The sequence below is a fragment of the Bradyrhizobium sp. AZCC 1578 genome (assembly GCF_036924675.1).
Lineage (GTDB): Bacteria > Pseudomonadota > Alphaproteobacteria > Rhizobiales > Xanthobacteraceae > Bradyrhizobium.
Map to the genome: position 1 here is coordinate 6,845,740 of NZ_JAZHRZ010000001.1, position 21,956 is coordinate 6,867,695.

The following is a 21,956-nucleotide window of genomic DNA, read 5'->3' on the forward strand; positions in this document are numbered from 1 at the left end:
GGTTCGTTATTGGAAAGGATAGCGTCATGAAGAGGGCAATTTACATGGGCCTGTTCGCCATCCTGTTCGCTCCAGCGATCGCCGCCGCGCAGGCGCAGGCACCGAAGGGCCTTGGCACCGAGGAATTCGGCATGTCGCCACGCGAGCTGGTCCAGGCGATCGAGAAGACCGAGGAACTGATCGCGCGTTGCATGCGCGAACAAGGCTTTCAGTACATTGCGGCCGACCACAACACGGTGCGGGCGGGCATGGCGGCGGACAAACGCCTTCCAGGCCTCAGTGAAGAGGAGTTCGTCAGTCGCTATGGTTTTGGCGTAACTACCTTCTATACCGGTTTGCCGCCTCAGCTCGCCACCGGCTACAGTCCGGCCCGCGTTGGTCTCGGAGAACGCAATGTGCAAATTTTCCGCAAGCTATCCCCCGCGGATCAGGTCGCCTACAATCGCGCGTTGCTCGGGGACGACGTGAGCAGCACCCTCGCGGTCGCTTTGGAGATCGAGGATTTGTCGCGGACCGGTGGTTGCACGCGCAAGGCCCTCACTGAAACATTCAAACCGGATCAGTTGAAGGCCACTCACTACAATCCCCAGGACGCGCTGATCAACAAGGACCCCCGGATGAAGGCCGCGCTTGGATATTGGCAGCGCGAGATGAAGAAGGCCGGCTTCGAATACGGCCACCCGGATGAGATCGAACCCGACCTGCGGAACCGGCTCAGCGCGCTGACCGAGGGCGGCAAGTTGTTGGCTTCCAAGATGTCGCCGGACCAGAAGGCCGCTCTGCGGAAACTACAGGACTACGAGCGCCTGGTCTCGGCCAAGAGTTTCAAAATGCAGGAGGAGGTGTTGGCTCCGGTCGAGGAGCGCATCCAGGAGGAGCTGTTCTCAAGGAAGGTGCAATAGACCAGTTAGGATGTACACTTTAGGATGTACACTTCCATACTTTCCCCGATCGGCGGCTAGGAGTAATCTCCTTTTCTGGCAGTGCTTCGCATGACGAAGGCGGACGCAACGCTTCCTGCGAAGATGGCCCGCACGCTGTCGATGGCGGGAGGGACGGCATGGTCGCAAAGCGCGTAAACGTTCTCTGGGCCATTCTGGGCGTGGTCGGCGGCATGGCGGTTGGCGCCTGGTATATGGGCTCCAGGATCCAGTCGCCGGCAGAGGTGGCGGCGCGTACCGCGGCCCCCGAGCCATCCGCGATTCTCGTGCCCGTGGAGTCGCGGGTATTGAGTTCCGATGTCGTCACCCGCGGCACCGTCCGCTTCGGGCTGCCGCAGCCGATTTCCATCGCGCCTTCCACGGTCAAGGGCGGCGCCGGACTGATCTCGTCGCTACCCCGACCCAATACGAACTTCGGGGAAGGCGAGGTGATTCTATCCGCATCCGGCCGTCCGGTCTTTGTCCTCATCGGCGCGGTTCCGGCTTTTCGCGACATGGCGCCCGGAACCAGCGGCGGTGACGTCCGCCAGCTCGAAGAGGCCCTGGCTCGCCTTGGCTTCGATCCGGGCACAGTCGATGGCAATTACGATCAGAAGACATCCGCCGCGGTCGAGCGCATGTATAAGAGGGCCGGGTGGGATCCGTACGTACCGACCCGCGAGCAGCGCGCTGCCGTCGCGGCGCTCGAGCGAGAGTGGTCGGATGCCGCGCGCGCCCAGCTTGCGGCCGAGGCCACGCGCGAAACGGCGGTGAAAGCGGTCGCCGCCGCCCGGGCCATCGCCGAGCAGAACACGCGCCAGGCTTCTCTCGACAGCGCGGCACGCGTTGGTGACAACCGCCAGCTGGCGGATGCGCGCGCCGGAAAATCGCTTGCGCTTGAAGCCGAACGCGCGCGGGCCGCGCATTCGGCGACCGCGGCCAGCGCCGATGTCGCCACGCAAATGGCCGATCGTGCCCTGATCGTTCTTGATCCGCGCCAGACCGAAACGGCGCGTGCTGCGGCCGAGGCCAAGCTGAAAGTGGCGCGTGCCGCGCAGCGCAAGGCAAAGATGGAAGCCGATTTGGCGATTCAGACCGCGACGCGCGAGGCCGCGCTGGCCGAGGAACGGATCCGGGTCGCCGAGGGCGCCGTGAAGGCGGCCCGCCTCGAAGGCGAGCGCAGCGTGCGCGCCGCGTTGGAACAGCAAGAGCTCGCTGAATTTGACGTCAAGGTCGCGAGCGAACGAGCGCAGCGGCTGAACGCCGAGTTCACGGCCGCCCGCGCGAAGCTTGGCGTGCAGGTGCCAGCGGACGAGGTCGTGTTCATCCCGTCGCTCCCGGTTCGCGTCCACGAGGTGACCGCCGCGGTCGCGGCCAATGCTTCCGGGCCGGTTATGAGCGTGACCGATAACCAGCTAAGCATCGACTCGCAACTGCCACTTGAAGCCGCGCCGTTGGTGAAGCCCGGGATGAAAGTTGCGATCGACGAGCAGGCGCTTGGGATCAAGGCGACCGGCGTTGTTGAGACGGTGGCGACCACGCCCGGCACGCGCGGCGTGGACGGCTACCACTTCTATCTCGGGGTCAAGGTGGAGACCACGCCTGTGCTGCTGGCGGGGTTTTCCGTCCGACTGGCAATTCCGATCGAAACGTCGAAGGGCGCGGTCACTGCGGTCCCGACCAGTGCGGTGTCGCTTGCCGCTGACGGAACATCGCGTGTGCTGGTCGAACGCGGCGGTAAGCAAGAGTACGTCACCGTGCAGCCGGGGCTTTCTACGGGCGGCTATGTCGAGGTCAACACCCCCGATGGGCGACTTGCGCCCGGTCAACTCGTGGTAGTCGGCTATAAGACAGCTGAGCCGACGGCAGCGCCGGCGGCGGTCAAATGAAGCTCATGGAGGACATTCGGCCGGAGGTGCCGACGGCTTCTGTCGATGCCGACCATGTCCTCGACCTGCGGAAAGTGTGCAAGCAATTCGGGACCGATCCCGCGGTCGACGCATTGATCGATGTCGACCTCGTGTTGCGGCGCGGCGAATGGCTGTCGATAACCGGTCCGTCCGGCTCGGGGAAATCCACGCTGTTGAACATCCTCGGTTGCCTCGACCGGCCAACCAGCGGACAGTACGTTTTTGATGGTATCGAAACGACGAAGCTGAGCGAGAATGAGCGGGCCGGGCTGCGCAGCCGCCGCGTTGGATTCATCTTTCAGTCATTCCACCTGCTGCCCTATCGCACTGTCCTCGAGAACGTCATGCTGGCGGAAGTATACCGCCGGCACACCGGGCGCGGGCGGCGCGAACGGGCTATGGAGGAAATTCGCCGCGTCGGCCTCGAGCATCGTGCGGAATTCCTGCCTTCCAAATTGTCCGGCGGCGAACGTCAGCGGGTGGCGATCGCCCGCGCTCTGATGGGATCACCGAGCCTGCTCTTGTGCGACGAGCCGACCGGGAATCTTGATTCCAAGAACACCGAGTCGATCCTGGATTTCTTCACCGAGCTCAACAAGGAGGGCATGACGATTGTCGTCGTCACGCACGACGAAAACGTTGCACGCCGGGGCTCGCGCCGGGTCAACATGAAGGATGGCCGGCTCTTCGGTGGAAGCGAGACGGCATTGCCGCCTCCATCCAGGGCGCGCATTGTCGCTTCGGGAATCACGATGCGCGATCTTCTCTCCGAGGCGATCGCCGGGGCGATTGCGCGGCCGGCGCGCATGGCGTTGACGGTGCTTGGCATCGTGATCGGCATGTCGGCGCTGGTGGCCACTGTCGGTCTCACCCGAACCGCCGGCAACCGCATCATCAGTCAGTTCGATCAACTTGCGGCCACGGAACTTTTCATCACGGCGCGGCCGGGAATGGCGACCGGCACGATTGATCCACGTGCCATTCCTTGGGACGCTCCGGAGCGGCTTGTCCGGTTGAACGGCGTGGTGGCTGCGGGCCTGCTCAGCGACGTTAATGTCCATGACATGCTCGTCAGCGCCTCTCCGGTGGTGGATCCGTCCAATCAGACAGCATTCAAACTGGCGGTGCGCGCTGCCTCGCCGGATTTGTTTCGCGCCGTGCGTGCCGACCTCGCCTCGGGACGGCTTATCGACGACGGGCATTCGGCGCGCGCCGAGCGCGTCGCAATCCTTGGTCCCGATGCCGCGCGCCGCCTGGGCATCGCTGGAGTCGAGCGGCTGCCCGCGATTTATGTCGGCGATCACCTCTACCTCGTGATCGGCATCCTCCGCGATGTGGTGCGAAAGCCTGAACTGCTTGGCTCGGTGATCATTCCCGAGGGCACGGCGCGACGGCATTTCAGTCTCTTCGGCCCTGGCATGGTGGTTGTGGAGACCAAGATCGGCGCGGCCAACCTGATAGCGATGCAGGCGCGGGCGGCGCTGCGGCCCGACGACCCGCGCGCGCTTCGCGTGCAACTGCCGCAGGAGCCGCGGCGCGTGCGCGACGACGTGCAGACCGATCTCAATATGATGTTCCTGCTGCTGGGCGGCCTGTCGCTCGTGGTCGGCGCGCTTGGGATCGCAAATATCACCTTGGTAGGTGTGATGGAGCGAACGGCGGAGATCGGACTGCGTCGTGCCATTGGCGCTACTCGTCGCCACATCGCTTCACAGTTCCTGATTGAGAGTGCGTCCATGGGTGTCGTGGGGGGACTGCTCGGATCCAGTGTCGGCGTGCTGATCGTGGTGGGTGTCTCGGCGTATCAGGTCTGGACGCCGGTGCTCGACCCAATCGCTCCCTTGCTTGCTCCGGCCGTAGGCGGAGTGATCGGTTTGCTGTCCGGCGTCTATCCCGCCTCGCGCGCCGCCGCGCTCGAGCCAGCCGAAGCGTTCCGACACGAATGACCTATTCCATGACATGCCAGCCAGATGGGAGATTGTTGTCGTCTCATGCTGTTTCGAATTGACCGCGCCCGAGGCGGGATGGATCGCGTCGGCGGAAGGCGAACAGAATGTCTTTTGATCAACGGCTCCATAGAAAGCTCGCGTATATGAGCACCTCTATTCCTGCCAGAATTTTTGGGCGCGTTTGGAAATGGAGCTTCTGATGCTCGGTCCAGAATCGAACTAAGCGGCGTCGTGCATTACATCAACCATATTGGATTATCTCCGTAGCTTTCATCCCAACATATACCGCGGAGGCTACTCGGGCAGGTCTGTTACGCCCTCATCGAAGAATAGAGTATTACGGCGAACAAATCGGACAACCAGTCGAGATTATGCACTTGTGCGCAATTGGCGTCGTGCTGCGGTTCGCCCAGCGGATAGCCTCGGGGGGGTCGAGTCGCTCCCCGACTCGAACCCAGGCTAGGGAGCCGGCAAATCGCGTAACGAGCTGTTATGGAATGGGGTGAGGCGCGCCGTGCTGCAAGTGGTAGCGCTGCGTGGTTCCGTAGGGATACTGCCACGCTGTTTCTTGCGTCGTCATGCTGTCCTCGGATGTTGAAGTCGGTGCCAGATATCGCGTGGTTCACGAGCGGGCAGGTGCTTTCCCCCATATCATGACGTGATGAAGAGGTCTGTGTCTCCTTATATCCTCGCCACCACTTTCCTCGTCGAGGTGATCGCCGAATTCAAGGCTCACTAATGCCGACGATCATCTACAAGACAGGTGATGGTAGACGCAGGCTCATTCGAGGAATGCCGCGTCGCAAGAGCAGTGCAATCGCTTACGACTAAGGAACTCACAGCGCCCTCACGAGCAGTGTTCAGTTTCCGGTGCGGCAGGTGTTGTCGCAATGAGGGCGACGTACAGGAACGGAATGGTGATGCGCAGTCAGTCCATGACGAGGTCTGGAGCGTTCCTGAAAAGCGAGGCCAGTCAAGTTGCCGAGCCGAGGGAAAGTATGGCCGCTGGTGAGAGCGCTCTCGTCCATCGTTCCTGCCAAATTTCAACAGCACTGGAATCTCCCAAAGCATCTTTGGAATCTTTCCAAACTGGGTGTCAGCTGACTCAAGCCGTCGATGATTGAAGCATTCTAAGTCGCAGCGCACGCATTTGTCGTTGCGGTCACCATAGCGCCTCTCTAAAGAGGCCGGAGCAGATCGCTAGTGATCGGAGTTTGCCGATAAGGCACGGGCAACCAACGCGGAGTGCGAATCTGCGGGGGCGCTGATTCACAGGCCATAAGTGTCGATCGGACGCGGAGAGCGGATCTTTGATCCATGGTCATTGCAGGCCGAGCGTAGAGCCATTTCACGTTGGGCAACGTGTTGTTGTGGGGAACTTTCTGGAAATGCGACGTGCAGGTGGAGTTGGAACAGTAGCTCGCTTTAGTGCGACACTATTGGGTGGAGTGGCGTTGCTGGCGTGGTCCGAATCATCAGCTCAATCCCAGACAACGCAAGGCGGCAATTCCCTTCCACCCGTTACTGTCGATGCTCCGGCGCAACAGTCGGTTCGCCGCGCGCCAACCAAGCGAAGTGACGCCAGGGTCCGATCGACGTCACGGCGCACCACCGCGCCTGCCGCCCCGCAAGCTGAAACCGTCGCGGCGCAATCGCAACCGTCGCAGCCGGGTGTCGTGCCTGCCTTTGCAGGCGGCCAAGTCGCTCAGGGCGCGCGGCTGGGAATGCTCGGCAACACCAATACGATGAAGTCGCCGTTCAACGTGACGAGCTATACGGACAAGTTCATCCGGGATCAGCAGGCCGCAACGGGTGCGGATGCCCTGATCCTGGATCCCTCCGTGCGCAGCACCCACCCGACGGGTGGCATCGTCGATTCCTTCAACATTCGCGGCTTCCCGATCAACGAAGGCAACAATGGTGAATTCGCCTTCGAGGGCCTTTACGGGATCGCGCCGAGCTACCGCATCTTCACGGATTATGTCGAGCGCATCGAGGTGCTTAAGGGGCCCTCTGCCGCGCTCTCGGGCATAGCGCCCAATGGCGGCGTCGGCGGCGTCATCAATGTCGTGCCCAAGCGTGCGGGAGAGGACCTGACCCGCCTCACCGCGAGTTACGGTTCGGCCGCGCGGTTCGGCGGTCATTGGGACGTCGCGAGGCGCTACGGCCAGGGCAAGGAATGGGGCGTGCGCGCCAGCGGCAGCCTGCGCGGCGGCGACACGCCGATTGACCGCCAGTCTGAAACGACGGGCGTCGGATCGCTGGCTCTCGACTATCAGGGCGAACGGTACAGGTCTTGGCTCTACCTCATTGCCCAGACCGATCGCTTTGACGCCCCTTCACGTCCGTTCCTCATGACTGCCGGCGTGCCAGTGCCGAAGGCACCGGACGGTCGGCTCAACGTGACGCAACCCTGGGAATGGTCGCGCATCAACGATCAATCTGTCCTGTGGCGCAACGAATACGATGTAAACGATCAGGTTACGCTGTTCGCCGACGTCGGCGGATCGCGGACCAATGTCGAGCGGTTCTTCGGTCTGCCGACGATCACCAACGCCATCGGCAGCACTACCTCGACGCCGCAATTCTTCGGGCTCAGCATCGATCGGCACACCTATGATGGCGGCGTCCGGGCCCGATTCGATACCGGATTCGTTCGTCATGCCGTCACCTTCCAGGCCTCGGTCTATCATGACGCGCTGCACCGGCGGCTCACCAATGGCAGTCCGGTCACGTCGAACATCTACAGTCCGACGGTAGCGCCAACTCAGTTCGCAAACGAGATCAGCGATCGCCCACGGCTCTCGGACAGTCACCTCACAGGGCTTTCGATTGCTGACACCTTGTCCGTGCTCGATGAGCGTGTCCTGTTGACCTTGGGCGTCCGGCGTCAGGGGGTCGAGGTCAACAACTATCTCTCCAATGTCGGAACGCTGATGAACGCCTCTGACAAGAGCGCGACCACGCCCGTGGTCGGCCTCGTCGTCCGTCCCAGGGACAACGTCTCCCTGTACGCGAACTATATCGAAGGTCTAAGCAAGGGCGACGTAGCGCCCCAAGGGGCTTCCAACCAAGGCGAGGTGCTCGCGCCCTACATCGCCAAGCAATACGAGGCCGGCATCAAGGTAGACTTCGGCCGGATCGCGACCACCTTCAGCGCCTTCGAAATATCGAAGGCGAGCGGCGAGCTGTTGGCTGGACGCTTCTCGGCGACCGCCGAAACGCAGGTGCGTGGGCTCGAGTTCAACGTCTTCGGCGAACTCAGGCCCGATGTTCGTGTCCTCGGAGGCGTTTCGCTGCTGGATGGCACCCTCACGAAGACCGCCATCGCGGCAAACGTTGGCCACACGCCAATCGGCGTTCCGAACGTCCAGGCCAATATTGGAGCCGAGTGGGATCTCCCGTGGGTGAGGGGGCTCACTTTGAACGGGGCGGTCATCTACACGGGCAGGCAGTTCGTCGATGCAGCGAACAAGCAGCCGATTCCGGATTGGACGCGACTCGATCTCGGCGCCCGCTACACGACGGCGATCAATGGCAGGAAGACGGTTTTCCGCGCCAACGTTCAGAACGTGACCGGTGAGAGTTACTGGTCAAGCGTGGCCTCATTCGGAACGTTCTTCTTGGGGGCACCGCGCACGTACCTCCTGTCGATGACCGTGGACATGTAGTTGCTGCACATGCTGTCGGTGGCGGAAGCGGAATGACAGACACTTCCGCCGCGCTTCGCGGCTTCGGACCGGTTTTTGTTTTGTTGTTCGGGCTGCAATTCATTTCCATGGGTGCCATGGAAATGAGTGGTCCATTCTGGCCGATCCAGATCAAGGCGCTGAGCCCTTCCGACAGCGTCTTTGGGTTAGCAGGCGTTGGTGTCTACGTTGGCCCGATGATTGGCGTGTCGCTGACCAGCGCCTTCTGGGGGCGAATGGGCGATCGCTACGGCAATCGGCTGATGATGGTTCGGGCGCTCGGCGGTCTCGCGGTCACGCAACTGCTTGTTGCCGTTGCACAGGATGTCTGGACGATCATCGCGCTGCGTTTCGTGCAGGGCGCCTGCGCCGGCTATATCGCTCCCGCGCAGGCCTATGGCGTGCAGATCACCGGCGGGAAGGATCGCGCCAGCCTCTTCGCCTGGCTTCAGGTTGCCACCAATGTGGGGTCGCTGGGCGGTGCTTTCCTGGGCGGGCTCATTCTCGATCGCTTTCCTTTCGCCGCAATAAATCTGACCGCCGGGGCAATTTGTGCGCTGTGCGCTGCCGTTGCCTGGTTGAGCCTGCCCGTGCCGACGCCAGCCGCTGTAGCCGCCAGTCCCGGAAGCGCGGGTACCGCAAGGCCCAAGGCGTCGACCGGTGCTCCCATCGTAGCTGTTCTTGCGTTGATGGGGATGCTGCTTGCCAGCCGCATGGTCCTGCAGGTTCCCTTCTCACTGTACATGACCCAGGTATTTGGCGCCCCGCACTGGGTCGCCGGCTTCACCTATGGGCTGCTCGCGTGCGGCTTCGTCGTGGCCGCGCCGCTATGGGCGCGGCTCTTCGAGAATCGAGCGCCATCCCATGTGCTGGGCGGGAACGTGCTGATTTCGGCCGCGTGCGTTTTGGTTACACATCTGGCGGGAGGCACGGGCTCGGTTGCCGTATTCGCGCTCCTGTATTTTATCTGGGGCGCGCTTCTTGGCGGAACGACGCCGGTCCTTCTTGCGCTCATTTCTGTAACCGTGGCTAATGATCGGCAAGGTTCGGTTTTGGGCCTTGCGCAAGCTTCCCAGCAGGCTGCGTCCGCGAGCGGCATCATTGCCGGCGTCGCGGTCACCCAGTTCTTTGGTTTCGAAGCCGCTTTCCCGCTCGTCGCCACGCTTTACGCCTTGTCATTTTTGTCGGCTCTCGGCATATGGCTCAAAATTTCGCGCTCCACTCAAAAAGGAAGCCGATCATGACCAAACACCGATCGCTGCTGCATGCCGCGGTGACGGCTATTGTTCTGATCGCTTTGCTTCCCCCAGCAGCATTTGCCGGCGAATCCAGACCGACGCAGGCACAAGCGCCACTTACCGTCACTGATATCGCGGGCCGCCAGGTGACGCTTAACGCGCCCGTCAAGCGCATGCTTCTGGGCGAAGGCCGGCAGCTCTATCTCATCGCATCGCTCGAACCCCAAGATCCTCTGGCCCATGTTGTTGCCTGGCGCACCGATCTGATCGCGGCCGACCCGGCCACTTACGCGCAGTATCTCAAGGTGTTTCCCGAGTTGGCGAAGCTTCCTTCCTTCAAGGGCCAGGAGGACAGCCTGATCGACATCGAATCGGCGATCATCCAGAAGCCTGATGTCGTGCTGCTCAATCTTGAAGCCATGCAGGCCAACAGGGATGCCAACTACATCGAGAAGCTCGCGGCGCTGAACATACCGGTTGTTTATGTCGATTTTCGCCACCGTCCTCTGGAAAACACCGAGCCGACCATTCGGCTTCTGGGCAGGATCATGGGGCGCGAGGCGCGCGCTGAGGAGATCATCGCGTTCCGTCGACAGGCCATGGCTGCGGTTGTCGACGTCCTTGCCGCCCGACAGCCGAAGCGCCCCAAGGTGTTCGTCGAGCGGATCGGTGGCTACTCGCAGGATTGCTGCCTGTCTTTTGGCGCTGAGAATTTCGGAAAATATGTCGAACTCGCTGGCGGCCACAACATCGGCAGCGATATCATTCCTTCGACCTTCGGGCAGATCAGCCCCGAACAGGTTATCGTCGCCGATCCCGTGCATGTGGTGGTTACCAGCGCCGACTGGCAAGCCTATGTGCCCGGCGGCCACTGGATTCCACTCGGACCAGGGGCGGATCCTCGCCTGACGCGCAAGAAGCTCGAATGGTTCACCACGCGCGACGCCTATACCGGTATCGCGGCAAAGAAGGCGCGGAATTTTCACGGCATCTGGCACCAGTTCTACAATAGTCCATACGAATTTTTTGCCGTCCAACAATTGGCAAAGTGGTTCCACCCTGACCTGTTCGCCAATCTGGACCCCAATGCAACCTTTGCCGAATATCATCGTCGCTTCCTGCCCATCGACTACCGGCCCGGCTACAGCATCAGCCTTTCCGACAGCCCGTGATGACAGATCGTCCTACTGAAGCACTGACATTGGCCGGACGTGACGCCTATCAGGCGCTCAGCATCAGGCGGTGGGTCGTTCTCATTGTGCTGGTGGTCGGAGTTTGCATCGCACTGGTCGGCGAGCTTGCGACCGGACCGGCCAGGTACGGGCTTGGAGAGGTGGTGCGCACGCTCGTCCTGCCGGCAGAGGCGGATGCGCAGATGCGCGTCATCGTCTGGTCGATCCGCATGCCGTCGGCCCTCATGGGCGTCGTGGTCGGCATGGCGCTTGCCATCGGCGGCGCTCAGATGCAGACCATCTTGAACAATCCGCTGGCGAGCCCTTTCACGCTGGGCATTTCCGCCGGTGCAAGCTTCGGCGCGGCCCTGGCGCTCGCCTTCGGTGTCGCGCTGATTCCCATGGCAGGCGACTACATCGTCGCGGCCAATGCTTTCGTCGTGGCCATGGCAACCGCCCTCCTGATCCATTTGGCCAGCCTTCGGCGCGGAGCCTCGATCCAGATGATTGTGCTTCTGGGCATAGCGCTGGTTTTCAGTTTCAATACGGCGCTCGCTATTACCCAATATTTCGCCGCCGAGCAGGCCGTCGCGGCCATCGTCTTCTGGACCATGGGCAGCCTCACCAAGGCAACATGGCCCAAGCTCGCCATCACCGCACTGGTCGTAGGTGTCACCTTGCCGGTCTTTCTGCGCCGCCGGTGGCAGTTGACGGCCTTGCGCCTTGGCGAGGCGCGCGCGGCGAGCTTCGGCATTCCCGTGCGGCGCCTGCGGCTCGAAACCCTGATCCTTGTCTCGCTTTTGTCGGCGATCCCCGTCGCGTTTGTCGGCACGATCGGTTTTATCGGTCTGGTAGGTCCGCACATCGCCCGCATGATGGTCGGCGAAGACCAGCGCTTCCTGCTGCCCGCGAGCGCACTGACTGGAGCGCTGATCATGTCGTTGAGCTCGATCCTGACCAAAATCGTGGTACCCGGTGCCGTCCTGCCGATCGGCATCGTCACCTCAGCGATCGGATTGCCGGTCTTCCTATATTTGATCCTGAGAAGCGGAAGAGACATATGGTAGTGCTGAGCACGCATCGCCTCGGCGCTCGCTTCGGATCACGCGAGGTACTGCGTAATGTGACGCTTCCGCCCTGTCATGGCGGCGAGGTGGTGGCCGTCATTGGACCGAATGCTGCGGGCAAGTCGACAATGTTCCGGCGCCTCGCAGCCATTCTTCCGGGGCCCGGCGAGTGCCGGTTGGAAGGTGTGCGCGATCGCGAGCGCGCCATCGCCTACATGCCTCAGGACCAAACGGCAAGCGCAGTGCTGACGGTATTCGAATCCGTGCTTCTTGCGCGCAAGCAGGTCAGCGGCTGGCGCCTGGAGCGATCTGATCTGGTGGCGGTGGACCAGGCGCTAGCAGCGCTCGACATGGGCGATCTTGCCAATGAAATCCTTTCCGAGCTGAGCGGTGGACAGCGCCAGCTCGTCGGGCTTGCACAATGTCTCGTGCGCGAACCGCAGGTGCTGCTCCTGGATGAGCCGACCAGCGCGCTGGACATGCACCGCCAGCTGGAAGCGATGCGGCAGGTGCGCAGCCTTGCGCATGACGACGGCATGCTCGTGCTGATCGCGCTGCACCATCTCGACCTGGCACTGAAATTCGCCGACAAGGTCGCTATCCTCTTTAATGGAACGTTGCACGATTTCGGCACGGCGGCTGACGTCCTGACACCGGAAAACCTTGCCGCAACCTTTCGCATCAGGGCACGCGTGGAATCGTGTTCGCAGGGCAAGCCACATCTGATCGTCGACGACGCGATCTGACGCCCTACGCGTCAGGGCTAGCCGGCCTCAGAAGTCCGGTTCATTCCTACTGCGGCAGGCCCTCCTTAAGGTGGTCATTGGCACACGTGCAGCGACAGAGACTCGGGGAGCATTTGCGGCGCGCGCGCGCCAGGGCATCTCGCTCGGAATTGGCGGTATCGGGCAACGATAAGAATGTAGTTCCAGAATCCTTGCGCACCAGCCATGCTGTACCAAATGCTGTACCGTCCGACTGACGATTTCTCTTTAGCCTGCGTTAGGCGGCGTACGGCGGCCACAGAGAGCAGTAGTCGTGTCCGCAAAAACTGAGCGGGCATCTTGCCGTGAACTTCACGATAAAGGTTGGAGAAGATGTTGCCGTGGGTTGGTAGCGCTCCCCGCTACAATGCGCCACGATTTTGTACGCCGATGTTCCCCGATTGCGTGCGATGGACGGTAGCTCTGCCGTCGCACCTGCATCGCTTCGATCGGCGGACACATCGCGCGCGGAGGAAATATTGGCGCTAGGCTCTGGCAGGACCAAGGACTGGTTCCGGTCCAGCGTTTCATCAATTCGGACAGGGTTGCCCGGCGGCTCCCACAAAGCCATGTCTTTAACATTATCCTCGAAGGTGCCCGGAGGCGTCGTGCGGCCTGCTCCGGGCTCCCACCCGCGAGGCTGCTTGTTGCCGCAGGCGCTCGCGCAGCCTGCGGAAGTCTTCGCCCGCGTGGTGTGACGAGCGCGTCAGCGGCGCGGCGGATACCATCAGAAAGCCCTTGGTGTAGGCGACCTTCTCATAGGCATCGAATTCGTCAGGTGGCACGAAGCTTACAACTGCGTGGTGCTTGCGCGTCGGTTGCAGATACTGGCCCATGGTCAGGAAATCGACGTCGGCGGAACGCAAATCGTCCATCAGTTGCAGCACCTCGTTCCGGCTTTCGCCAAGGCCGACCATGATCCCGGACTTGGTGAAGATCTCTCCGTCGAGTTCCTTCACGCGCTGCAGTAGCCGGATCGAATGGAAGTAGCGCGCACCGGGCCGCACTGTCAGATACTTCGACGGTACCGTCTCCAGATTATGGTTGAGCACGTCGGGTTTCGCTGCGACGACCGTTTCGAGTGCGCCCGCTTTGCGCAGAAAGTCTGGGGTCAGGATTTCGATCGTCGTACCCGGGCTTGCTGCGCGGATGGCAGCAATCGTCGCAGCGAAATGCGCGGCGCCTCCGTCGGCAAGGTCGTCGCGATCGACCGAGGTGACGACCACGTGCTCGAGCCCGAGCTTTGTTACCGCCTCTGCGACCTTGACCGGCTCATCGACGTCGAGCGGGCCGGGCAGGCCGGTGCGCACATTGCAGAACGCGCAAGCGCGCGTGCAGGTATCGCCCATGATCATGAAGGTCGCGTGCTTCTTGCTCCAGCACTCGCCAATGTTGGGGCAGCCTGCTTCTTCGCAGACGGTCACGAGCTTGTTCTCGCGCACGATGCGCTTCGTCTCGACCCATTCGGCGGAGCCGGGCGCCTTCACGCGAATCCATTGCAGGCTTGCCTAGGGTGGGCGTATCGGGGCGGTTTGCCTTCTCGGGGTGACGCGGCACGTCGGGCCGCCTCTTCGGTCGCGGATCGTTGTTGAGGAGATCAAGTACAACGGTCATTTGGTCGACCTCATGGTGTGCGAGCGCCGAAGACGGCTCGGAGAATCCAACGCCGTGAACTTCGCACGGATGCGCTCGCGCTGCCGCACGCGACGAAAATGCAGGAACGTTTTCGGTCGCAGACATTCGCTATCCGAACGGAGTTCGTCAACCCGATTGTCACCTCCACACTTGTCGACCATTGCGCTCGGCCTTCGAGGTCGAAAGACGGCAACGTGCGTAGCAATCCGGGGCGCGCCCGCCGGTCGGTCCGATCTTTCGGGCGGAACCTGCGGCCCGTTTCCGGCGCGTCAGACAGATTCCGGCCGATCATCTCGGCGCCCTCGACGGGGTGTCGGGCAATCCCAAGCAAAATGAAAGGCATGCGCGCGATTGGCTGCGCATTGCGTGGTCTGGCACGAATGCTGCTTGGGTATCTGCAAAAGAAGCAAAAGCTCAAGAACAAACGATGCGAGGGAGCGTTCAGATGCCAGCCAGTATTCAACTCATCACCTAGAGCGACAGGCGGTACCGCCTGTGTGGCGTTGCGCTTCCGCACGTGCGCGGAACGCAATGAGCGTTGACGCTTGACTTCGGCTTGGCATGCAAAGGGAGAGGGTAATGAAGGTCGCGGACGCGCAAGATCTGGATCCGCAGGAAACCCGGGAGTGGCTGGATGCCTTGTCGGCAGTCCGAGGACATCGCGGCAATGAACGAGCCGAGTTCGTCGTCAATACGATGCTCGACGCCGCACGCCGTGGCGGGCTTCAGGTAGAGCAGTCGCTGACAACGCCCTACTGCAACACGATCCCGCCGCATCAGCAGCCGGCGCTGCCGGGTGATCGCGCGATCGAGCACAAGCTTCGCTCGATCATCCGGTGGAATGCTCTCGCCATCGTTCTGCGCGCCAACAAGGAAAGCTCGGAGCTTGGCGGTCATATTGCGAGCTTTCAATCAGCGGCCACACTCTACGACATCGGATTCGGCCATTTCTGGCACGCGCCGACGGACGCGCATGGCGGCGATCTGATTTTTGTTCAGGGGCATTGCTCGCCCGGAATCTATGCGCGCGCCTTCCTCGAGGGACGGTTGAGCGAGGAGCAACTCCTCGGCTTCAGGCAGGAGACCGGCGGCAAGGGCTTGTCGAGCTATCCGCACCCATGGCTCATGCCGGACTTCTGGCAATTCCCGACGGTGTCGATGGGACTGGGACCGCTGCTGGCGATCTATCAGGCGCGGTTCCTGAAGTACCTTCAGAACCACAAGCTGGCCGAGACATCGAACCGCAAGGTCTGGGCCTTCATGGGCGACGGCGAGACGGACGAGCCGGAATCGCTCGGCGCGATTGCGCTCGCTGGACGCGAAAATCTCGACAATCTGATCTTCGTCATCAACTGCAACCTCCAGCGGCTCGACGGGCCCGTTCGCGGCAATGGCAAGATCGTTCAGGAGCTCGAAAGCGTTTTCCGGGGTGCCGGGTGGAACGTCATCAAGGTGCTGTGGGGCTCGGGCTGGGATCGCCTGCTCGAAAAGGACAAGAGCGGATTGCTGCTGAAGCGCATGGAGGAGTGCGTCGACGGCGAATACCAGGATTTTAAGAGCAAGAGCGGCGCCTATATCCGCGAGCACTTCTTCGGCAAGTACGAGGAACTGAAGCAGCTCGTCGCCGACATGAGCGACGACGAGATCTGGAAGCTCGCGCGCGGCGGCCACGATCCGGAGAAGGTGTTTGCGGCTTATGCGGCGGCGGTGAAGCACAAGGGCCAGCCGACGGTCATCCTGCCGAAGACCGTCAAGGGCTACGGCATGGGCGAGTCCGGCGAAGGCCAGATGATCGCGCATCAGGCGAAGAAGATGACGCAGGACGCGCTGCGCGGCTTTCGCGATCGCTTCCAGGTCCCTGTCGCCGACGAAGACCTTGCAAAAGTCCCTTTCATCCGTCTGCCGGAAGACAGTCCGGAGATGAAGTACTTCCGGACGCAGCGCGAACGGCTCGGCGGTAGCCTGCCGCAGCGCAGGCGCAAGTCCGTGTCCCTGCAAATTCCGCCACTGTCGACATTCCAGCGGCTGCTCGACTCTACGGGCGACCGCGAAATCTCGACCACGATGGCGTTCGTGCAGATGCTCGGCACCCTCGTGCGCGACAAGGCGATCGGCAAGCACATCGTGCCGATCGTGCCGGACGAATCCCGTACCTTCGGTATGGAGGGCATGTTCCGCCAGCTCGGCATCTATTCGTCGGTCGGCCAGCTCTACCGGCCGCAGGACGCCGATCAGCTCATGTATTACCGCGAGGACAAGAGCGGGCAGGTTTTGCAGGAGGGCATCAACGAAGGCGGCGCGATGTCGAGCTGGATCGTTGCCGCGACGTCCTACAGCACGAACAACGTGCCGATGATCCCGTTCTATATCTACTACTCAATGTTCGGTCTGCAGCGCGTTGGTGACCTCGCCTGGCTCGCGGGCGACATGCGTGCCCGCGGATTCCTGCTCGGCGGCACCGCCGGCCGCACCACGCTCAACGGCGAAGGCTTGCAGCATGAGGACGGCCACAGCCACGTGCTTGCCGGCACCATCCCGAACTGCATCTCCTACGATCCGACTTTTGCCTATGAGGTCGTTACGATCGTGCGCGAAGGCATGCGCCGCATGTATGAGGCGCAGGAGGACGTTTACTACTACATCACCCTGATGAACGAGAACTATCCGCATCCCTCGCTCGCCGAGGCAGGCAAGGGCGCGGAGGAGGGAATTCTCAAGGGGCTGTATCTCCTGAAGACTGGCGGAGAGACGCCGAAGAAAGGACTTCACGTCCAGCTCGTCGGCTCGGGCACGATCCTGCGCGAGGTGATCGCGGCCGCCGACCTGCTCAAGGCCGATTTCGGCGTCACCGCCGACGTCTGGAGCGCGACCAGCTTCAACGAACTGCGCCGTGACGGCATGGCCGCGGAGCGCTGGAATCTGCTGCATCCGACCGAGCCGCGCCGCAAGAGTTGGGTGGAGACGCAGCTCGAGGGACATCCCGGTCCGGTCGTGGCGTCGACCGACTACATGCGCAACTATCCCGACCAGATCCGGGAATACGTACAGGCCGCCGGCCGTCGCTACGTCGTGCTGGGCACGGACGGTTTTGGCCGCAGCGACTATCGCGTGAAGCTCCGAAAATTCTTCGAGGTCGACCGGCATTACGTCGCCGTCGCGGCGCTCAAGGCGCTTGCCGACGATGGCGCGATCAAGCCGGCGCTCGTGGCCGAGGCCATCGCCAAATATCAAATCGACTCCGGGCGTGCTGCGCCCTGGACCGTGTGAGCGGAGCCGAGGACAGAGCGATGAGTGGTCTGATCGATATCAAGGTGCCCGACATTGGTGACTTCAAGGACGTCCCCGTGATCGAGGTCTTCGTCAAGCCCGGCGACAAGGTGAAGGCCGAAGATCCGCTGGTCGCGCTGGAGTCCGACAAGGCGACCATGGAGGTGCCGTCGCCTCGCGAAGGCGTGGTGAGGTCGGTGGTCGTGAAAGTTGGCGACAAGGTCAACGAAGGTACCGTGATCGTGCAGTTCGTGGGTGCGGGCGCGGAGCAGGCCGAGGCGCGCCCGGTCGTCAGCGCTCCGCCGTCGCCTGTCAGCGCACCAGCGGGTGTCGCGGAAGTCCGAGTTCCCGATATCGGCGACTTCAAGGATGTTCCCGTCATCGAGATATTCGTGAAGCCCGGCGACAGCGTGAAGGCGGAGGATCCGCTGATCGCGCTCGAGTCGGACAAGGCGACGATGGAAGTGCCGGCGCCGCTCGCGGGCACCGTGCGCGAGATCAAGGTCAAGACCGGTGACAAGGTCAGCGAAGGCTCGATCATCCTATCGCTCGCAACCGGGGCGGCACCTCTGCAGGCCGACATCCCTCCCGTGTCGCTGCCTGCGTCCTCGCCGGCCACCGCCGCAGGAACGGCGGTGGTCGGCGGCCTTGACGAAAAAAGCTTCGCGCTCGCCTATGCCGGTCCGGCCGTGCGCAAGCTGGCGCGTGAACTGGGTGTCGATCTCGGCAAGGTCAAGGGCTCGGGGAATCACGGCCGTATTCTGCGTGAAGACGTCGAGGCCTTCGGCAAAGGCGAGGCACCCTCTGCCAGGCCGCAAGCAGCAGCCGCAAGCGGAGGCGGCGTTGGCGGCATCGACCTTCTGCCCTGGCCGAAGATTGATTTCGCCAAATTCGGACCGGTCGAGCGCAAGGAGCTCGGCCGCATCAAGAAGATTTCCGCGGCCAATCTTCACCGCAACTGGGTCGTCATCCCGCACGTCACGACCCACGACGAGGCTGACATCACGGAGCTCGAGCAGTTTCGGGTGAAGATGAACAAGGAGCTTGAGAAGAGCGGCGTAAAACTCTCGCTCCTGCCGTTCATGGTCAAAGCCGCGGTAGCGACGCTGCAAAAATTCCCGGAATTCAATGCCAGCCTCGATGGCGACGCGCTCGTCTACAAGAACTACTGGCACATCGGCTTTGCCGCGGACACGCCGAACGGCCTGATGGTGCCTGTCATCCGCGATGCCGACAAGAAATCGGTGCCGGAAATCGCCAAGGAGATGAACGCCCTCGCCAAGCTCGCGCGCGAAGGCAAGATCAAGCCCGACCAGATGCAGGGCGGCACGTTCTCGATCTCCTCGCTCGGCGGTATCGGCGGCATCTATTTCACGCCGATCATCAACGCGCCCGAAGTTGCGATCATGGGCGTCTGCAAGGGGTACTGGAAGCAGCACTCCTCCGACGGCAAGACATCGGACTGGCGGCTGACGCTGCCGCTGTCGCTGTCCTGGGATCACCGCGTCATCGATGGCGCCGCGGCGGCGCGCTTCAACGTCTACTTCGCCAGCGTGCTCGCCGATCTGCGGCGCGTGCTGTTCTGAGATCGGGGGGAAGCAGCATGGCTCAGCAGATCGAAGTGAAGGTCCCGGATATCGGTGATTTCAAGGACGTTGCCGTGATCGAGGTCATGGTGAAGCCTGGCGAGACCGTCGCGGTCGACACCAGTCTCATCATGGTCGAATCCGACAAGGCGTCGATGGAGATTCCATCCTCGCACGCCGGCGTCGTGAAGGAGGTCAGGGTCAAGATCGACGACAAGGTAAGCGAGGGGTCGACCATTCTCGTGCTGGAGGCCACAGGCGCCGCTGCTGCGCCCAAGGCCGCGCCCGCGGTGCAGCCGACTGCCGCCGCTCTGCCGTCAGCAACGCCATCTGCGGCGTCTTATTCCGGCAAGGCGGATATCGAATGCGACATGCTGGTGCTGGGCGCCGGTCCCGGCGGCTACTCGGCCGCCTTCCGCGCCGCCGATCTCGGCATGAAGACCGTGCTGGTCGAGCGTTACGATACGCTCGGAGGGGTGTGTCTCAACGTCGGCTGTATCCCGAGCAAGGCGCTGTTGCATACGGCATCCGTGATCGACGAGGTCAGGCACCTCCCTGACCACGGCATTTCCTTTGGCGCGCCGCAGATCGACCTTGGCAAGCTCCGCGGATTCAAAGACGGCGTCATCAAGAAGCTGACGGGTGGCCTTGCCGGCATGGCAAAGGCCCGCAAGGTCGAAGTCGTGACCGGTGTCGGTACCTTCCTCGACCCGCATCATCTCGAAGTCATCTCGTCAGGCGGCAAGAAGACGATCAAGTTCGCCAACGCGATCATTGCCGCCGGCAGCCAGGCCGTGAAACTCCCATTCCTGCCCGATGACCCGCGTATCGTCGATTCGACCGGCGCACTGCAGCTCAAGTCCATCCCCAAGCGCATGCTGGTGATCGGTGGAGGCATCATCGGGCTCGAAATGGCGACGGTCTATTCGACCCTTGGTGCCCGGATAGATGTGGTCGAGATGCTCGACGGCCTGATGCAGGGGGCCGACCGCGATCTGGTCAAGGTCTGGGAGAAGGCGAACGCGGGCCGCTTCGAGAAAGTCATGCTGAAGACCAGGACGGCGGGCGCGAAAGCAACCGAGGCCGGGATCGAGGTGAGGTTCGAGTGCGAGCAGGCGCCCGCCGAGCCGCAGGTCTATGACCTCGTTCTCGTGTCGGTCGGCCGAAGCCCAAATGGCAAGAAGATCGGCGCCGAGAAGGCGGGAGTCGCCGTGGACGAGCGAGGTTTCATCGACGTCGACAAGCAGATGCGCACCAACGTGGCGCACATCTTCGCGATCGGCGACATCGTTGGCCAGCCGATGCTGGCGCACAAGGCCGTGCATGAAGGTCATGTCGCCGCCGAAGTGGCGCACGGCGAAAAATCATTCTTCGACGCGCGGCAAATTCCTTCGGTGGCCTACACCGATCCCGAAGTCGCCTGGGCCGGCAAGACCGAGGAGCAGTGCAAGGCTGAGGGCATCAAGGTCGGCAAGGCGGTCTTCCCATGGGCAGCCTCCGGCCGCGCCATCGCCAATGGTCGCGACGAGGGTTTTACCAAGCTGCTGTTCGACACGACGACGCACCGCGTCATCGGCGGCGGCATCGTCGGGACGCATGCCGGCGATCTCATCAGCGAGATCTGCCTTGCGATTGAGATGGGCTGCGAGCCCGCAGATATCGGCAAGACCATCCATCCGCATCCGACACTTGGAGAATCTATCGGCATGGCGGCTGAGGTGTTCGAGGGCCACTGCACGGATCTTCCGCCGCAGAAGAAAAAGTGACGCTGGAGACAGTCATGGTTTCAAGAGCGTGGCGAGTTCTTGTCCTTCTCGCATTGGTTCTGCTTCCGCCCAAACTGGCGTCGGCGGCGGAGGCGCATTGGCCCCAGGTGCTTACTCTCGGCACCGCGTCGGAAGGCGGCACTTACTACGTCTATGGCGAAGGGTTGGCTCGATTGCTCTCGCGAGAACTCGGCATCGCGGTGGTGGCGCGACCGACGGGTGGCCCGGTTGATAATATCAAGCTGCTTGAGGCCGGTGAAATTCAACTGGCCTTCGTCACACAAGGCGTGGCGCTGCAGGCATGGAACGCCAACGCTGCCTGGACCGATGGGCGGCAATACCGAAACATGCGCGCCATGTTCGCGATGTATGATACGCCTTTTCAGTTTCAGGTGCTCAGTGACTCGCCGATTCAATCGTTTGCCGATTTCGCGGGCAAACGTATCGGTGTCGGGCCCGAGGGTGGCACCACCGCTACCTACTTTCCCGAGTTCCTCAAGGCGCTGAAGGTCGAGGCCACCCTGGTTCACGGCGATTGGGCGGAGCTTGCGGAGAAGTCGGTGGCGCGAAGCATCGATGCGCTCGCGGTCGGCGCCGGCGTACCGGCTCCATTCCTTATTGATATCGAGCGAAAGGCGAAGGTGCGCTACCTCCCTCTCACGCGGCAGGAGATCGCAACGCTGCGCCTGGCGATGCCGGAACTCTCCGCATCCGTTGTCGCAGCGGGTTCGTATCCTACCTTGCGGCGCCGTTACGACACGGTCGGCCTGTTCAATTTTGCCGTTGCGCACAAGGATCTACCGGACGATCTGGTCACAGCCATCGTCAACACCGTGTTCGCCAATCACGAGCAGATGATCGAACTTCATCCGGCGGCGGCGGAAACGATCCCCTCGAACATCACGCGCAACAATTTCATTCCGCTGCATGGCGGCGCGGTCAGTTGGTATCGCAGCAGGGTTATGCCTGGCGTTGCGCATTCGGACTGAGAAA

12 protein-coding genes and 1 pseudogene are annotated in these 21,956 nt (G+C 62.2%); 12 read left to right on the forward strand and 1 reads right to left on the reverse strand.

Translation table 11 applies throughout. From position 1 onward, the window contains the following. The first annotated feature begins 44 nt into the window (after window positions 1-44). The 8 genes from V1290_RS32570 (at window position 45) to V1290_RS32605 (ending at window position 12,691) form a co-directional block, all read left to right on the forward strand. Window positions 45-902, forward strand: a complete 858-nt coding sequence (locus V1290_RS32570) for a hypothetical protein (protein WP_334368142.1) — start codon at window positions 45-47, stop codon at window positions 900-902. 158 nt (window positions 903-1,060) lie between these two features. Continuing rightward, window positions 1,061-2,809: a peptidoglycan-binding protein gene (locus V1290_RS32575; RefSeq protein WP_334368143.1), complete on the forward strand. Its 1,749-nt coding sequence runs from the start codon at window positions 1,061-1,063 to the stop codon at window positions 2,807-2,809. Window positions 2,810-2,814: 5 nt separating this feature from the next. Next, window positions 2,815-4,776, forward strand: a complete 1,962-nt coding sequence (locus V1290_RS32580) for an ABC transporter ATP-binding protein/permease (protein WP_334369251.1) — start codon at window positions 2,815-2,817, stop codon at window positions 4,774-4,776. A gap of 1,391 nt (window positions 4,777-6,167) precedes the next feature. Then, the gene (locus tag V1290_RS32585; RefSeq protein ID WP_442895030.1) at window positions 6,168-8,450 is read left to right on the forward strand and encodes a TonB-dependent receptor; all 2,283 of its coding nucleotides are present in this window, start codon (window positions 6,168-6,170) and stop codon (window positions 8,448-8,450) included. 32 nt (window positions 8,451-8,482) lie between these two features. After that, complete coding sequence (locus V1290_RS32590; protein WP_334368145.1) at window positions 8,483-9,712, forward strand: MFS transporter; 1,230 nt, start codon at window positions 8,483-8,485, stop codon at window positions 9,710-9,712. Next, on the forward strand, window positions 9,709-10,878 hold the full coding sequence (locus V1290_RS32595; RefSeq protein ID WP_334368146.1) for an ABC transporter substrate-binding protein: 1,170 nt from the start codon (window positions 9,709-9,711) through the stop codon (window positions 10,876-10,878). The genes V1290_RS32590 and V1290_RS32595 overlap by 4 nt, the downstream gene beginning before the upstream one ends. Then, on the forward strand, window positions 10,878-11,945 hold the full coding sequence (locus V1290_RS32600) for a FecCD family ABC transporter permease (protein WP_334368147.1): 1,068 nt from the start codon (window positions 10,878-10,880) through the stop codon (window positions 11,943-11,945). The genes V1290_RS32595 and V1290_RS32600 overlap by 1 nt, the downstream gene beginning before the upstream one ends. Continuing rightward, the gene (locus V1290_RS32605) at window positions 11,939-12,691 is read left to right on the forward strand and encodes an ABC transporter ATP-binding protein (RefSeq protein ID WP_334368148.1); all 753 of its coding nucleotides are present in this window, start codon (window positions 11,939-11,941) and stop codon (window positions 12,689-12,691) included. The genes V1290_RS32600 and V1290_RS32605 overlap by 7 nt, the downstream gene beginning before the upstream one ends. Before the next feature lie 599 nt (window positions 12,692-13,290). Here the strand turns inward: V1290_RS32605 and lipA are convergent. Then, window positions 13,291-14,323: pseudogene (gene lipA / locus V1290_RS32610) on the reverse strand (lipoyl synthase). A 600-nt stretch (window positions 14,324-14,923) separates the two neighbouring features. Here lipA and aceE point away from each other — a divergent pair. From aceE to V1290_RS32630, 4 genes are read left to right on the forward strand one after another with little or no spacing between them, the layout of a single operon-like run. Next, window positions 14,924-17,611: a pyruvate dehydrogenase (acetyl-transferring), homodimeric type gene (gene aceE / locus V1290_RS32615; RefSeq protein WP_334368149.1), complete on the forward strand. Its 2,688-nt coding sequence runs from the start codon at window positions 14,924-14,926 to the stop codon at window positions 17,609-17,611. Between the two features lie 20 nt (window positions 17,612-17,631). Beyond that, window positions 17,632-19,197 (forward strand): dihydrolipoyllysine-residue acetyltransferase, encoded by a 1,566-nt coding sequence (locus tag V1290_RS32620; protein ID WP_334368150.1) that lies wholly within the window; start codon window positions 17,632-17,634, stop codon window positions 19,195-19,197. A 17-nt stretch (window positions 19,198-19,214) separates the two neighbouring features. Beyond that, window positions 19,215-20,963, forward strand: a complete 1,749-nt coding sequence (gene lpdA / locus V1290_RS32625; protein ID WP_334368151.1) for a dihydrolipoyl dehydrogenase — start codon at window positions 19,215-19,217, stop codon at window positions 20,961-20,963. A 14-nt stretch (window positions 20,964-20,977) separates the two neighbouring features. Beyond that, complete coding sequence (locus V1290_RS32630; protein ID WP_334368152.1) at window positions 20,978-21,952, forward strand: TAXI family TRAP transporter solute-binding subunit; 975 nt, start codon at window positions 20,978-20,980, stop codon at window positions 21,950-21,952. Window positions 21,953-21,956: the final 4 nt, after the last annotated feature.